Source organism: Thiomicrorhabdus aquaedulcis (assembly GCF_004001325.1).
Taxonomy (GTDB): domain Bacteria; phylum Pseudomonadota; class Gammaproteobacteria; order Thiomicrospirales; family Thiomicrospiraceae; genus Thiomicrorhabdus; species Thiomicrorhabdus aquaedulcis.
The window spans coordinates 1-14,321 of record NZ_AP018723.1; the positions used below are offsets into that span (position 1 = coordinate 1).

Here is a 14,321-nt window from a genome sequence, read left to right on the forward strand (position 1 = left end):
GTTTGGTATATTCATTTCTCTAAAAAAAGTTGAGCCTTAAATGTCTAAAATACAAATTCAACCGGGGCAACCACAAGATTATGGTCGTTCGGTTAAATCCCATAAGTTGGCCAAAGCTTACTACACTCTCAATAAGAGTGAGAAACGAGTAATGGAGGCGGCTATCTCTTTGCTAGTAAGTGGGAATCGTAAGGTTGTCATCACAGCAGACTATTATTCTACCGTTTATGGTGTAGACGCAAGTTACTCTTATAAGACCTTGCAAGCCGCCGGCAGTGGGCTTGTTCGTAAAATCTTAAGGATTAAAAATGACGACGAATCCATTAAAGAAGTAACCTTGTTATCTTCTCAAGAGTATTTCAAAAAAAATGGGGCTTTGGTTCTGGAGTTTAACGAATCAATACTTCCTCTTCTTCAATCTTTAAAAGAAGATGACAGAACCTTCTTACACCTCAAAGAAACTGCGAATTTTACGAGCATTTACACGTTGCGCTTGTATGATGTTGCAAAAAGCTGGTGTGACCAATGTGTGAAAACATTTCCTGTTGAGATTGATGAAGTGAAAGCTCAGTTGTCTATCCCTCAGAGCTACAATTACGCGCAAGTTAAAAGCGTAATTTACGCAGGAATGCAACAAATAAACGCATTTACGTCCGTATTTTTGTCCTTTGAGGAAGAGAAAAGAGCCGGTGGAAAAAGAGTTACACACTTGTTGTTTACGGTTGAAAAAAGAAAGTCAAAAGTTGAACTGGGTGACATTATAGAAGGCGAAATCGTTGAAGCCGTTGAGAAGAAGCCTAGAGCGACCGTTCAGAAAAAACCAATTGAGCCACAAGATTTAAAGAACGGGTATCTCTCTAAAGGCTTTACCGATGAAATGTTCGATAATTTAGTCTCCCACAGGTTGTCACTTAAGCACCAGGATTCTCAGCAATCTATTAATTCGGTTATTAAAGAGTTAATAAAGGCATCTGGTCTTACAAGCTTGCCGATAAAGGATGTGCTGCACAAATACTACGCCTCTGGGTGGAAGCGATTTGAAGCAGAGTGGTTTATGTCAAAAAATCCCGCAAGCAATCAGTCGTCAATAGATTTCTCAAAAACCTCAGACCCGGTTGTTTCGTCGCCGGCTCCAAGGCCTCCTGAAAAACCGTCATTACCCAAAAAAGCAGAACCGCCGCCGCCGCCAAATCAAGAAGACGAATACCCTTTGCCAGAAGGCATTCGTTCCCCAAAAGATTTACTAAAAACATTTAACAGGATGTGATTATGGATTTTAAAATGCTTTTTCTTGTTGTGAAATTGACTTATAATTAAATATGGATAATAATGACTTAATACGGTCAAGAAATTCTTAACGGGAGCGACGTGAATCAGTTAGAAGCGTTTTTATTGGCTGCCGTGGTGCTCGCGTTTTTTGGCGCATTCTTGATGAGAAAAATTAAGAACCCATATCTGTACGCGGTAGTCGCGTTGCCAGGGGTGATTCTCCACGAAGCAGCTCACCTGGTTATGGCTTATGTCACTTTTGCCAACCCGGTAAGAGTAAGTTTAATTCCCAGTAAGAATTCAGACGGTAGTTGGACGCTCGGTTCGGTAACGTGCGCCAACATCCGTTGGTACAACGCATTCCCGGTGGCGGTGGCACCTTTGATACTGTTCATGTCACCGTATTTAAGTTTTCATTTACTAATGGATTCTGAATTGGATTACCTTCATGTAGGCGCCGTTTTGATTTTAAACATGATAATCACCCATGCAGCCTTCCCGTCTGGCCAGGATTACAAGATAGCCAGCAGTAAGCTTCTAGGCTCTTTCATTTGGCTAGTGAGCTTGGCCTATATTGGTCTGTCCACTTACCAGATAGAGGGATTATCGCTCGCACTGCCTGGATTAACGGATTGAGCCGGTCGTAATTAGTATTAATAAGAGAGGCTTCATGCACGCAGAAAAAACAATTAATTACATTTTAAGTGAAGGCACCGCAGTTTATGAATGTGGCCTGTCCAGTTATAGCCGGGTTCAATTGGGTAGATTGCTTGGCTTGTCTCAACCAAAGCAGTTTGATAGATTGCTTGTCCAGTTCAAGCTAGGTTGTTGGATGCTGGGCTTGTTAAATGAAAAGGCGTTGGAGAGTCATAGCAAGTTTATCAACCAACACGTTCTTGTTGAGAGTAAAGAAGAGGGTGGGCAGTTACGAACTCAACCGTTGTTTGATGTCCATGCGATTATTAAAAAACTGGAACCTCGTCTCAAAATCGTATCACCGGAGTTTTTCATTCAGCTTTTGAATGAAGCCTCTCTTGATAGGATGGAAAACATGCTAAAAAACGAAGCCACTTTGTTTCCCAGCGAATTAGCTAACCTCAATTTGATGACGTTGATACCCCTTGAGAGTTTTCGCTCCTTTGAAGCTGCGGTGGCTGAAATGCTGCAAACCATTGAACGGTTTCGATTTGAGTACAATGTCCTGATTAAGAGTTTATCAAGTTTGTTTGTGGATGATGACCATACTGAGAAGTCCTTATTTTGGCTAAAGTTCTTTGACCACGACTCGCGTTCAAGAGCGCCTACCTTAAGCGAACTCATTATGGTCTATGAGCGAGTAAAAGTTCTCAACGAGATGTCGTCGGACGCCATTAGAGAATTGCTTAAAAGCAAGCGCCCAGAGATGCAAAGAGTACGCGTATTTGAAGTTGGCAAAATAAAACGATTAATGGACAAAGAAGGTATTAATTTAGTGGACGTGCATCACCGACTAGGAATGCATTGTGATATTGCACAGCTTTACCGGGTTTATCAGAAGTGGGTTAAAGAGGGTGTGTATGTAGAATACTGGAAGCGACGTAATCCCGCCTTACCAGGCCTGGTTAGTTCTCTCGCTGAGAGTTAATGTTTCGTCGTATAGACTTCTCAAAAAAGGGAAAAATTAATAACCATCTTTCGTTATGTGAACTACTCCCCCCAAGTTAGCAAGCTAACGCCTGGACACTATCCATCTCCACCCAAATTAAAAATTCTGAGTGGAGAAAAATATGTAGCTGTATTTGTTTAAATTAAAAAAGGTTTCAAAATGCCAACAATCAGTTCGTTCTACGGTATCATTATTCAAATGTTTTATGGTGACCACGCCCCACCACACATTCATGTTAAATACAGCGGGAATAATGCGGTGGTTGATTTTCAAAAAATGGAAATAATTAAAGGTTTTTTGCCGCGTCGAGCTGCAAACTTGGTATTAGACTGGGTAGAGTTGCATCAACCTGAACTAATGGAGGATTGGGAGCTTTGCTCGAACCACCAAGAGCCAAACCCAATTGCACCCTTGGAGTAAGCTATGGAATGGGACGTAACAGAAGTTAGTGTAAAGGCAGACAATACCCTTTTTGTTTGCTTTAAGGATGGCGTTCAAGGAACTGTCGAATTTACCAACTCTTTTTTTTATGGTGTTTTTGAACGACTAAGAGACCCCCAAGAGTTCCGTCAAGTAAGCGTTGTTGAAGGTGTTGTTACATGGCCAGGTGAATTGGATTTGGCTCCTGATGCGATGCACGAAGAGATTAAAAAAAATGGCAATTGGGTGTTAAATTAGCAGCAAAGTCACCGCCAAAACTCTCATCAAGAATAAAAATCCATTGACCTAATCCTAAAATTAGAAATGGATTTTTTTTGGTTTTTATATTGACTTAAATATGAAAATGAATAATAATAAACTCAGTCAAAAGGGGAACAGTTCCTCTCTCAAATACTGGAGAAAATCATGTCAAATCAAGTCACCGTTATCAACCAAGTTTTAAGTAACTCAAAGCAAGACTTAGTTAATCTGTTGCCGGCTCATATTAAAGTAGAAAACTTCATGCAGATTTGCCAAACAGCGGCAATGGTCAATCCAGACTTGCAAACATGTACAGCCAGCTCATTAGCCCAGGCATTCATTCAGTGCGCCAAAGACGGCCTAGTTCCAGACGGCAAAGAAGCGGCCATCGTCATCTACAACAAAAAACAAGGTTCAAATTGGGTGGCTAATGCCCAGTACCAACCGATGATTGACGGCATTTTAAAACGCTTGAGACAGTCGGGTGAAGTGCCTTACATTTCTGCAAAAGTCGTCTACACCGAAGACCAATTTGATACTGGGATGGACATTAATGGCGAGTATTTGTCTTTCAAGCCTAATTACAATTCAAAAAACCGGACAAACAACGACATCAAATTAGTGTTCGCTATGGCCAAGCTAAAAAATGGCGAAGCCATTATTGAAGTGATGACGCTCGAAGACGTACAGCGGATTATGATGCTGTCCAAATCAGCTATTGATACCAAGACAGGCAAGTTGAACGAGTGGTCGGTGTGGGGTAAGTTCTTTGACCGTATGGCCTTAAAAACCGTTCTTCACCGTTTGGCCAAAAGATTGCCAAACTCCTCAGAAGTGATGGAAATGCTAGAGCGCGAAATCCAAGTTCGTGAAATTAAAAACGGACGTTTTGAGGAAATCACCCCAGTACAGACCGCACCTTCAGTTTCAGTTGAGAAAATTGAAGAGTTGAAAAAAATGGTGGCATCGAGCCGAAGCAACGAAGCCCAAATGTTCGCATTCATCTCCTCCGTTTCTCAGCGTACTGTGAATTCCTACCAAGATTTAGACGCTGTGCAATACGAAAATTTGGTCTCTATGATTGAGAAAAAAATCCAAAAAAACGTCCAGCAGCAACGCGAAGCTGATATGCAAGGCAACGTTTTGAACGGTGAATTTGTTCAAGCCACCGCTTGATAGGGGATTTGTGATGCAAACTGAATTTGTTACTGAATTTGTAAACCTGGTTCAAGGGTCTCTTGAATGGCTAGAGTTCCGCAAGAACCATTACCCTGCGTCTGAAGCGCCTTCAATGATGGGTGAAAGCAAGTTCGAGCCGCTCAAGCCCGAAGACCTTGCTTTAATCCGACTAGGATTGAAAGCGGTGGTCGTCAGCGATTATCAGCAAACTATTTTCGACAATGGCCATGAGACCGAAGAGTGCGCTCGCCCGCTGGTCGCGATGCTTATTAACGAACCGCTGGCCAATACGACGTGTCGAATGAACGTGCCGTCTTTGTCCATGATGCTGTCTGCCAGTCTTGATGGGATTACGTTTGATGGCGACACTTTGTTTGAACACAAACAATGGAACGAGTCATTGGCAGAAGATGTTCGCAACAAGAGTTTAACGCCTGCGTATACCTGGCAGCTTGAGCAGCAATTGTTGGTTTCTGGCGCTAAAAAAGTCATTTTCGTTACTTCAGATGCCTTCAAGCTACCGGCGGAAGACCTTGAACAGTTTCGAGATTCACTGGTTACGTTCAGCGAAGAGCAAATCGACGAAGCCGGCGTAAGATTCCATTACGCGGCCAACCACTTTGAATACATGGAATACACGCCTCAACCGGGTAAAGCGCAAGAGCTAATTAAAGGCTGGGAAAACTTTGAACAGACCGTTGCGGAAGTTTTGGTCGATAACGACGTTTGGGCAAGCCTGGCGGACGAATATCTTGCCGCGAAAAAAGAGCTTGATGTATTGATGGCTCAAAAAGACGCGATTGAAAGTCGCATGGAGCCGTTCAAAAAAGCGTTGATTAACAGCGCCAAGAGCGCCGGCTCTATCAAAATGATTGGCAGTGGGGTAGAGGTTTCAAGAATGACCCGTAAAGGTGGCTTGGATGAAAAAAGCTTGCTCCAGTTCATGTCCGCCGAAGAGTTGGATTCGTGCCGTAAAGCCGAATCTTCTTCTTGGCAAGTAAAAGCCGCCAAAAACAAACCCACGCCTGAGCAAATTAAAAACGCAAAAGCGATACAAGCCAAGCACGGCAACAAACAAAGCAATCAAGTCCCAGCGGTCATGCCTAATAGAAATGTCATGGAAGCCGGCTTGTTCAACTTCTAATTGAATTATGGGCATCCCACTGTCGCAAGTGAAACAAATTCTCGGCGAGAGAGCGTTTGAGCAGATTAAAAGACGCTTAAAGCCAGCGCCAACAAAAACAAAGTCGGCAGGCGCTTCTCCTAACAAGAGAAAAGCAATTAATCCAGCAGAAGAGGCGCTTTTTGTACTATTAAATGACGTGTTTGAGCCAGAACATCCAGTTCAGCGTGAAGTATGCTTGTGCCTGGATATTGGTCGCAAATGGCGCTCTGATTTTGTCATAGAGAGTTTAAAGGTGACTTTTGAAATGGATGGTTGGGAGTCACATGGAAAATATCTGGAATCGTTTAAAAACGAGCGAGAAAAGAGTTTTGAGGTGTTTATGCACGGTTATAGCACGATTCGCATCTACGCATCTGAAGTGCTTACCAGGCCTGGTATTGTTAAAGACAAATTAATTAGGGCAAAAGCCTTGTTGCAAGAAAAAAAAGGGGGGGTTAGGTGAATATTGAACGAAAGATAATTCTTGCTGAGATTGTGTTAGTTTCAGGGTTTTTAACGGTAATGATTGGCCTACTTGTATTTTTCTCGCAAGGAGAAATAACCCAAATATTCCACGGTGGAAATTAATTGTGGCAGGAGTCGTCACCAAAGAGCTTCAGCTAATACGGCAGGCGCTATCAAAAACAACCAAAGAAGAACGGCTCGCTATTCTTGGTGAGAATGAGGCTTTAAAAGCTAGATTTGCGTCCATCTGGGGAAGCGGCGCTGTTTGTGCAAGGTGTCAATTTTTTCAAGCCTTGGGTGGGTTTGGCTCGGGGTTAAATGGTGCTTGCTCAAAAGTGGCAAAAGCCGACTACACCAGGCCTGAAGAGTCGTGCGGGCAGTTTGAGAAGAAAACACTTTAATTGCTCATGGGCACTCGCAATTACGCTAATGGGCGTGTACAGAATAATTTTTGACACTTAGATAGGATTACTAAAGTGGTAGCGCCATACAAAAATATTTATTTCAGAAAGCGCGGTACAGGGTTCATCATCTTTAAGACCTTTGACAAAAATGGTAAAGAATTATGGTACGAGACATCCACTCTTGACAAGAAATTGAGAAGACTCGGTAAAGATACCGCAACGGGCGCGTTAAAAAGATGGTGGTACAGTTACGAGGGATTAGAAGAGCTTGACCGTAAGTCCGTAGACTTAGATTTCAAAGCTGGCTTTTTGAATCACATCATCAAAAAGCAAAGTTAAAAAGCCCCCTTAACCGGTTAAAATTAAGGAGGCTTGGCTACCTGTTCGGTAGTGAACAACTAACACATATAATTTACTAAGCTGCTTGTTCAGCAGTTGTTTAATAATAAAGGTTCCTCACTAAATGTCAAACAAGAATGGCTATGCTGGAAATAAAAATGCAAGAAAAGAGAAAACCAATAGCGAATCCATCAGTTTTCGCATGACGAAAGAAGAGAAATCTTCATGGGAAGAAGCAGCACTTCCGGGCAAGTTATCCGACTGGATAAGAAACACGTTAAATGCTGCGGCAAGAGATAACAGCCAGAAATAAGACTTTCCTGGCTGTGTTTTAAGTGCGGTCTAAAAAAGAGCCGGCGGGTTTTAGGGTTAAATTCTTTAACAATCGTTAAATTTTTCATTGCATTTGAAGCCCAAGATGATGGAACGAAAATAGATTCGTTTATCTCTTTAATTTGCTCGGGATTATTACAAACAATATCTATCCTTAGCCTATAGTCTTTTTCGCCCATTGTATGTCCTCTATGAGCGATTTCCAGTACAACCTCAGCTTGCACCAACGATTGGTGAATTTCTTCCCTCGTTTCTTCATTAATAAACGTGTAATTTCCAAATTTAGATAAAAGAAAAAATGAGCGTGGCTTAAATTTAAACTGATTTAGTTGAGGGCTGGCAATAAAATCAGGTAAATATCGGTTAATGCCTTTTTCTAGTGTATCCAAGGTTCTAAAGTTAATTGGAGAATTGAAAACCTTGAACCGGTCTTCGTAATGGTCGTACACACTTAACACTCTTAGCATGATTAGTACCTTTTTGCTAAATTTTAAAACGATTAATTGTTTGAATGAGAGATTCCGCATCACCCGTTACCGTTTCAACGGTGGCATAGGTCTCTTCCGCCAAAGCCGCATTCTGCTGCGTAACAGAATCAATACTGGCAATGGCATGATTGACTTCATTTATCCCAATAAATTGCTCGTTAGATGAAACCTCTAAGCTGGCGGCCACACCTTTCATTCGGTTAGTCTGTGTTGTGATTTCTTTAACCAACTCACTGACCTCGTTTACCTTGCTCGCACCCGAATCAACCGATTTAGAGGTCTCACCAATCAGCTTATTTATCTCTTTTGCCGCGTCCGCCGATTTCCCAGCAAGATTACGAACCTCGCCCGCAACCACCGCAAACCCACGACCGTGTTCACCGGCACGCGCCGCTTCAACCGCCGCATTTAACGCCAGCAAATTGGTTTGGAACGCGATTGAGTCAATTAGTGATGTGATGCTTTGTATGCGGTCACTGGCCTCCTTAATAGAGTGCATAGAGTCTTGCGTTTCGGACATTACGCTGTTCATGTTCGTTAAGATAAGAGTTTGTCCGTTCGCAATTTGAGTCGCTTCTTTTGTAAGCTCAAGATTGTTTTTTACCTGAGCTGAAGTTTGCTCCATTGCGGCGGATGTTTCTTCCAATGAAGCCGCTTGTTCTTGCGTTCTCTCGTTGAGACTTTCAGTGCCAGTGGCTACCGATTGCATGGAACCCTGGATGCTATAAGCCGCTTTTTGGATGCCGTAAACCATTTCCCTTAAGTCGCGAACAGCGGTGTTAATCGCCTGTTTAGCGTCGTCGATTTTGTACTCGTAACTGCCCGTGATTTCGGTTGTAAAGTCGCCTTGTGCTAGGCGTTGTGACGCATTTACCACGTCATCAAAGCCACGCTCAAGGTTGACCAATGAGCCGTTGATTATTTCAGACAGCTTTTTGATGTCGCCTTTCGTTGTTGATTTAATTCTCAGTGAGAAGTCACCTTTAGACACTTGCAACATAACGTCGTCAATCTCTTTGAAAACGTTGGACAGGTCGTGCATCGTGTTTTTAGCGGATTCAACAATGTCAAAGTATTGCCCGTCTAAGTCGTTAGAATGTGAGTTGCCAAATTGCCCATTGCGTAAATCAGTTAGCACTTCGTTAATGCGTTTAAAGGTATTTTGCAGACCGTCTACGGTGCTGTTAAGTTGGTTTTGAATGACTTTAAAATCGGCTTTGTATTCTTGGTCTAGTCGAGTGGTTAACTCGCCTTTTAAAATATTGCTAAGCGACAAAGACACGTCATTAAACGCTTGTTGAAACTTGCTTACCTGGTCGTTATAGGCAAGCGCAAGCGCAGCCATTTCATTGTTGCCTACGCTTTCAACGCGAGCAAATAAATCGCTAGAATCTACCGCCGCTTGAATCTGTTTTTCCATGCGAGCAATAGGGCGAATCAATAGAAGCCAGGTTAAGAACAGTAACGACAACGACGTAATCAATGTTGATGTAATAACGCTGTAAAAGGTGTTTTTCACCACCGCTAAATTACCATCCAAATACGTTTGATAAGTCGATGCATCAATGCTGGTTAAGGAGTAGCCAATAATCTCACCCTTAATGTCCTTTATTTCGGAAGTGGTGTGAATATAATCGCCTTGATGAATGGTTTTTGCCTCGGTAACGGCGGAAATGTCCACGTCAGCTAGGATTTTTAAGTGATTTTCCGTTATTTTGCAGTGTCTTGCCTCGTCACTTGAGCAAATTCGGAACTTGCCATCTTTACCGATGGGTTGATTGTCTTTGTTCGCGTCAAGAACCGCAGAGGGTGCTTTTGAATATACTCATCTTTAATCGCAATTAAGAAATGATGACCGCTCTTAGCTTCAAGCTCTTTTTGACCGATTGAAAACGTTGTGTCATCTCGCCAATACCGATAACGTCACCATTATCTAAAATAGGCACGAGGGACTTAATGCTTAATCCGTTTTCATCAAAAACAAAATACGAGTTTTTAGTTTTGTTTTTAAGCATATCTTTGATGTAGCCGCGACCAGACGGCGCAATTGTTTGCTCGCTGTTTTTGACCCATGAGCGGTAAATAGAGTTCCCCTTGCGGTCGTACATTTGCAGGACAATGTTTTTAAATCACTGCTTTCTTTGTAGTGCGCTGGCACATGACCTAGCTCCTCAATCAATGCAGAGGTATCTAATTCTTTGATGGCATTCTTTAACTCAGTGGATTTCGTGATGCCTACTAAGTTGGTCTCACCAATCACTTCTTTTTGAGAAATAATTCCGTCAATTTCAACGCTTACCGCATTTGAATAAGTGGTCAAAGACGCATTTTTAACGAACTGTATTTGATTTTGCTCATACAAATAAGCGCCGGCGACAATTACCCCTGTGGTAAACATGGCCACGCCTATCATCATGGGAAGGCTTTTTAGCTTAAACACGTTGCCGAAGGTTCTCATGTAAAGCTTGTTTTAATTACGCCGTTATTAATAACGGAATGACCCTTGGCCAAAGAATCCATTCTGGCTTTAATTTGTGAAATCTCGATAGGAGAAAGCGCACGCTTGATAGCGGTATAGCCTTTGTAAATCGACTGCCCTAAAGGGATGAGTGTCATGGCAAGGTAAATCTCCTGGCCACTGGCAGTCTTTTCAATCGTAAACCCGGTGTAAGGGTGGTTTGAGCTGATAATGCGGACAATATCTTCTTGGATTGCGGGGGGAAAACTTGCAGAGCGAAACTCGGCAATTTTATGACCGACCATGTCAGATTCTTTTTGATAACCAAGAATGGTTAGATAATCCTGGTTTACCGATAGGATTTCGCCGTGTTCGTCTATTTTTGCTGTTGGTCTTAAGTTGTTGCTCATTTTTCTGCCTAGTTATCTGTCGCTACTCTCGTTGAGATTGAATGGCGCGGGGTTGTGGGTGTTATTCTTATTGAGATTTTTTTCGTTAATTAAATCGAGCTAGGTATCCGTTTTTGTAGCCTCTTGTTGGGCTTCCTGTGTTGTAAGCGGATAGGGCGTCGGCCACATTTCCGTATCGACGATAATTGTCACTAAAAATCATGGCACCCATTTTTAAGTTAGTGCATGGGTCAAGAGCGTCCTCCTCGGTAAAGCCTCTTTTCCAAAACAGCTTGCCTGGCTTAAAGTGTTGAGTATCAATTTGCGCCAGGCCTATGCCGAAGCTCAAGCCCTTTTCAAGCAAGCTTCTAATGGTGTACCTAGCTTCATTAACGGTTTGAGGATAATGGCTCTTGTAGCCTGCCTCATTAACGCCTAGCGCATACAGTTTTCCACTGGATTCCACTTTGACAATGCTCTTCATTACTGTCCAGTAAGCGGGGGGTAGGCATTGCTCAACTAAGAGTTCTGCGTTTTTTGCGTGACTGTTAAATGAGGTCAGTACCAGTAATGTAAATAAGATTCTTTTCATTATTAAATCCAAAAAATTGTTCAAGATAAGAATACAAACTTTAGAAATAAAAAAAGGCGGCAAAAGCCACCTTTTTTGTCGCGTAAGCGTGTTTTTTAGTTATGAACCTTGCTTTTTCCGTCTTTTCCTAGGTCGATAGGCTGTACACCGTTGGGTGATGAGGTGTTAATCGTGTCAATAACTTTGTCGTTTAAGCGTTTCAAATCGTCCGCCGTGGGCAAGTTTTGCTGGGCTTTATTAAGCATGTCTGAGATAAATTCAGATAGGTCGATTTTTCCCCAGTCCAATTTCTGAAGTTGGTCAATTGTGAAGCCATTACAGTCTTTCATTGTCAGACCAAGTTGCTTGCGACCTTGCTCGTTGATGATGCGTGCAAGTTTAGAGTTAAAGCAGCATTTGCCGGTTCTGTATTTCACACACGTACAGCCGAACAGTCCGCAATCCTTTTTCTCGCACCATGAGCCGTGGGAGTAACATAATTTACCTTTGGTCAGTGTTGCGGTCTTGTAGTCGTCCTCATCACACGCTAAGGCGGCTTGATACATTTGATAAAGCTGCATGGCCGCGAAAATGTAGAATCCAACCGGGCTGAACTGCAACTGGAATCCACCGCCTAAAGACATAGACGAAGAACCTGTCCATCCACCGGTTGTTAAGACTTGGCCGGCTGCCTCTGCCCCACCAACGTATGAAATACCAATCCCCGCGTAACTAACGCCGAACTGCGCCTGGTCAAAGCCGGCCACTTGGTCAGCAAGCATATCGCTTTGAGACGCTGCGCTAGAGGCCATGCCTGCCATGCCCATTAGTTTTGTAGAAACCGATTGGAACATGCTGTTATTCATCATAAAGTCGTAAACGTAAGAGGTGCCTGAGTCAATGGAATAGTCAATTAAGCCCATACCGGCTTGCATACCAATGGACATTTTTGCTTCCGCCAAAACGTCACGGTTATTTTGTGGGTCAGGAGCGGAGATGTTACAGCACGACTTACTTCCGAAGCTTACGCCGCCAAAAGCGGCTTCGCGTCTATCGCATCGGTGGAATTCGCCGCCGAAAATCTTGATGTCATTGGGGTCAAAGTAGTTACCGCCTTGTCGAGAGGCTTCCATAGCAACCGCCATTTTTGCAAAGTCATCTGTACACGTATCTGACGCGGTTGTAATGGCGCGGGCACAATCAAAATGCTTTGAAATCACGATAGGCGTACTGCCATCAATCGAAAACTGCTCATTCTCAGTGTTGGTGAGCGTACACTCTTTATCCGCATCCAAAGAGGCACACAGGTTCATGGTGTCACCTAGGCATGAGAAGTTGGCCACGGTTGGCCAATACGACTTGCCTTCTTCGTCTGTTTTAGGTCTAACGACCGCCATTTTGCACTTAGCGTCCTTTGACCATGTGCAGGTAGACGTGTTGACGTTGGCACCGGTAATGACGCGCTCACCGTTCTCATCTGGAGCACTGTACGTGTACGTTACCGGACAACTTTGAATATCCTCACGCGTTATGTTTTGACAGGTTTCATCGTAATGCTGAACCGGACTCACGCCGGGGATGATTGGGCATTTTTGTTCTTGCTCAAAACAGTTGCCGTCCATGCACATAGGCTTGTAACTGCAATTTTCAGAGATAACGGTTTCCCCCGGCACTGGGCACACCATTGTCCGTTCCGTCGCCAAACATTGATTGTAAGTGGGGCTGTTGGGTATTTCGTCTTTGTAAACGCACACAGAGCTTTTTTCGGTGCAGTCGTTGGGCATTGCGGCGCACTCTGTGAGTTCTTGTGTGATACACAAAAACCCTTCTGTTTGAGACGCGGCAATGTAGCCCAGGTTCACACACTTTGGATTGGTTGCATACTGCATACGGCTAAGGTCTTCGCACAAAGAGCCGTTCATGGCCATTCCAGCGGGGCAAGAATAGTTTTCGGATTCACACGTCATCGTTCCGCCGGATTGCGTGCCGCTAACCAATTCTTCACTGGATTTTATTTCTTGACCGGCGGAGTACACCGCGCCGCCCATACAACCTGGCTGCGCCTCTTGGTAGGATTGGGTGGCTGGGTAGTTCATTGAGCATGATGTTTGGTCACTTGACATTGAGTAGCCGGACTGACAGCTTGCGGGAATTGATGCGCCCAAGTTTGGGACGTCAATAAGCGCCACCTGTGTATAGTAACCTCCTTCTTGCCGTCCGGTAGTTGTGTAGTTTTTGTAATAAATCGTTCCATTTAGCACGTAAAAATATCCATACCAGGTCTTGTATGAGCCTGTGCCACCTCGGTCTGGTGGAGTGCCTGGCAATGAGGGGTGGTCATTAATTGCGTTAATAGATGTAGAAATGCTATCATAATATAACCCCCAACTATTCCGTGAAACGGCATGCCCAGTGAGAACTCTGAATAGGGTAGAGTTGCTTTGAGGGTTGATGGTTATGCTTTTATTAAATACTGAACCACTGGAGTACGGTTGGTTCAATGTTATCAACACTCTTCCATCAGGCTGGCACTCTGCTCTAATGTAACGACTGAGATTTCGGCAATTACCTGAATAAGAGCCATTGACGTAATCACAGGTTTGCGGGGTTACAACTTGAACTGGAGGCTCACAAACCCCGGGTACTGATGGAGTGATGCTTGTAGTCTTCGTACAAGTCGTTCCATTTAAAGTTCCCCCTTGAGGACAAGAGTAAACCTCTTTTAAGCACTTAGATTTATCCGCCGAAAGGGTGTAAGCCGGGTCTATGCAAACAGGGCTGGTGTAAGAGTTTGTCGTGGCCACGGGTAGCTTAGAAAAGTAAGTGGTTTGCTTTAACGTCGCATCAAGACAGGTATCTTCTTTTGTGCTATCAGGAAGGGTGGTCTCCGTTTCAATACATACCGTACTGCCCCCTTCCGTAGGAAGGTTGTTCA

General features: G+C 43.5%; 16 protein-coding genes. 10 read left to right on the forward strand and 6 right to left on the reverse strand.

Translation table 11 applies throughout. The features are described 5' to 3' along the window. The first annotated feature begins 40 nt into the window (after positions 1–40). From EP181_RS11245 to EP181_RS11290, 10 genes are all read left to right on the forward strand, one after another. Positions 41–1,267, forward strand: coding sequence for a replication initiation protein (locus tag EP181_RS11245; protein WP_127471921.1), 1,227 nt, complete (start codon positions 41–43; stop codon positions 1,265–1,267). A 101-nt stretch (positions 1,268–1,368) separates the two neighbouring features. Beyond that, complete coding sequence (locus tag EP181_RS11250; RefSeq protein WP_127471922.1) at positions 1,369–1,905, forward strand: hypothetical protein; 537 nt, start codon at positions 1,369–1,371, stop codon at positions 1,903–1,905. Between the two features lie 34 nt (positions 1,906–1,939). Further along, positions 1,940–2,893 (forward strand): hypothetical protein, encoded by a 954-nt coding sequence (locus EP181_RS11255; protein WP_127471923.1) that lies wholly within the window; start codon positions 1,940–1,942, stop codon positions 2,891–2,893. Positions 2,894–3,073: 180 nt separating this feature from the next. Beyond that, complete coding sequence (locus EP181_RS11260; RefSeq protein WP_127471924.1) at positions 3,074–3,334, forward strand: DUF4160 domain-containing protein; 261 nt, start codon at positions 3,074–3,076, stop codon at positions 3,332–3,334. A gap of 3 nt (positions 3,335–3,337) precedes the next feature. After that, a complete protein-coding gene (locus EP181_RS11265; protein WP_127471925.1) occupies positions 3,338–3,592 on the forward strand; it encodes a DUF2442 domain-containing protein in 255 nt (84 codons plus the stop codon). Between the two features lie 168 nt (positions 3,593–3,760). Next, positions 3,761–4,771, forward strand: coding sequence for a RecT family recombinase (locus EP181_RS11270; RefSeq protein WP_127471926.1), 1,011 nt, complete (start codon positions 3,761–3,763; stop codon positions 4,769–4,771). Between the two features lie 13 nt (positions 4,772–4,784). Continuing rightward, positions 4,785–5,918 (forward strand): YqaJ viral recombinase family protein, encoded by a 1,134-nt coding sequence (locus EP181_RS11275; RefSeq protein ID WP_127471927.1) that lies wholly within the window; start codon positions 4,785–4,787, stop codon positions 5,916–5,918. Between the two features lie 28 nt (positions 5,919–5,946). Beyond that, a complete protein-coding gene (locus EP181_RS11280; protein WP_127471928.1) occupies positions 5,947–6,402 on the forward strand; it encodes a hypothetical protein in 456 nt (151 codons plus the stop codon). A 127-nt stretch (positions 6,403–6,529) separates the two neighbouring features. Then, positions 6,530–6,805, forward strand: coding sequence for a hypothetical protein (locus EP181_RS11285; RefSeq protein ID WP_127471929.1), 276 nt, complete (start codon positions 6,530–6,532; stop codon positions 6,803–6,805). Between the two features lie 75 nt (positions 6,806–6,880). Then, complete coding sequence (locus tag EP181_RS11290; RefSeq protein ID WP_127471930.1) at positions 6,881–7,147, forward strand: hypothetical protein; 267 nt, start codon at positions 6,881–6,883, stop codon at positions 7,145–7,147. 191 nt (positions 7,148–7,338) lie between these two features. Here the strand turns inward: EP181_RS11290 and EP181_RS11295 are convergent, their stop codons facing one another. The 6 genes from EP181_RS11295 to traN all read right to left on the reverse strand — a co-directional run bounded on the left by EP181_RS11295 (position 7,339) and on the right by traN (position 13,647). Next, complete coding sequence (locus EP181_RS11295; protein ID WP_127471931.1) at positions 7,339–7,947, reverse strand: hypothetical protein; 609 nt, start codon at positions 7,945–7,947, stop codon at positions 7,339–7,341. A gap of 16 nt (positions 7,948–7,963) precedes the next feature. After that, entirely contained in the window at positions 7,964–9,649 is a 1,686-nt protein-coding gene (locus EP181_RS11300; RefSeq protein WP_127471932.1) for a methyl-accepting chemotaxis protein, read from the reverse strand. Between the two features lie 279 nt (positions 9,650–9,928). Beyond that, a complete protein-coding gene (locus EP181_RS11305; protein ID WP_127471933.1) occupies positions 9,929–10,366 on the reverse strand; it encodes a hypothetical protein in 438 nt (145 codons plus the stop codon). 56 nt (positions 10,367–10,422) lie between these two features. Beyond that, positions 10,423–10,836, reverse strand: coding sequence for a PAS domain S-box protein (locus tag EP181_RS11310; protein WP_127471934.1), 414 nt, complete (start codon positions 10,834–10,836; stop codon positions 10,423–10,425). A gap of 85 nt (positions 10,837–10,921) precedes the next feature. Beyond that, positions 10,922–11,407 (reverse strand): lytic transglycosylase domain-containing protein, encoded by a 486-nt coding sequence (locus EP181_RS11315; protein ID WP_127471935.1) that lies wholly within the window; start codon positions 11,405–11,407, stop codon positions 10,922–10,924. A gap of 95 nt (positions 11,408–11,502) precedes the next feature. After that, positions 11,503–13,647, reverse strand: a complete 2,145-nt coding sequence (traN, locus tag EP181_RS11320; RefSeq protein WP_172959771.1) for a conjugal transfer protein TraN — start codon at positions 13,645–13,647, stop codon at positions 11,503–11,505. Positions 13,648–14,321: the final 674 nt, after the last annotated feature.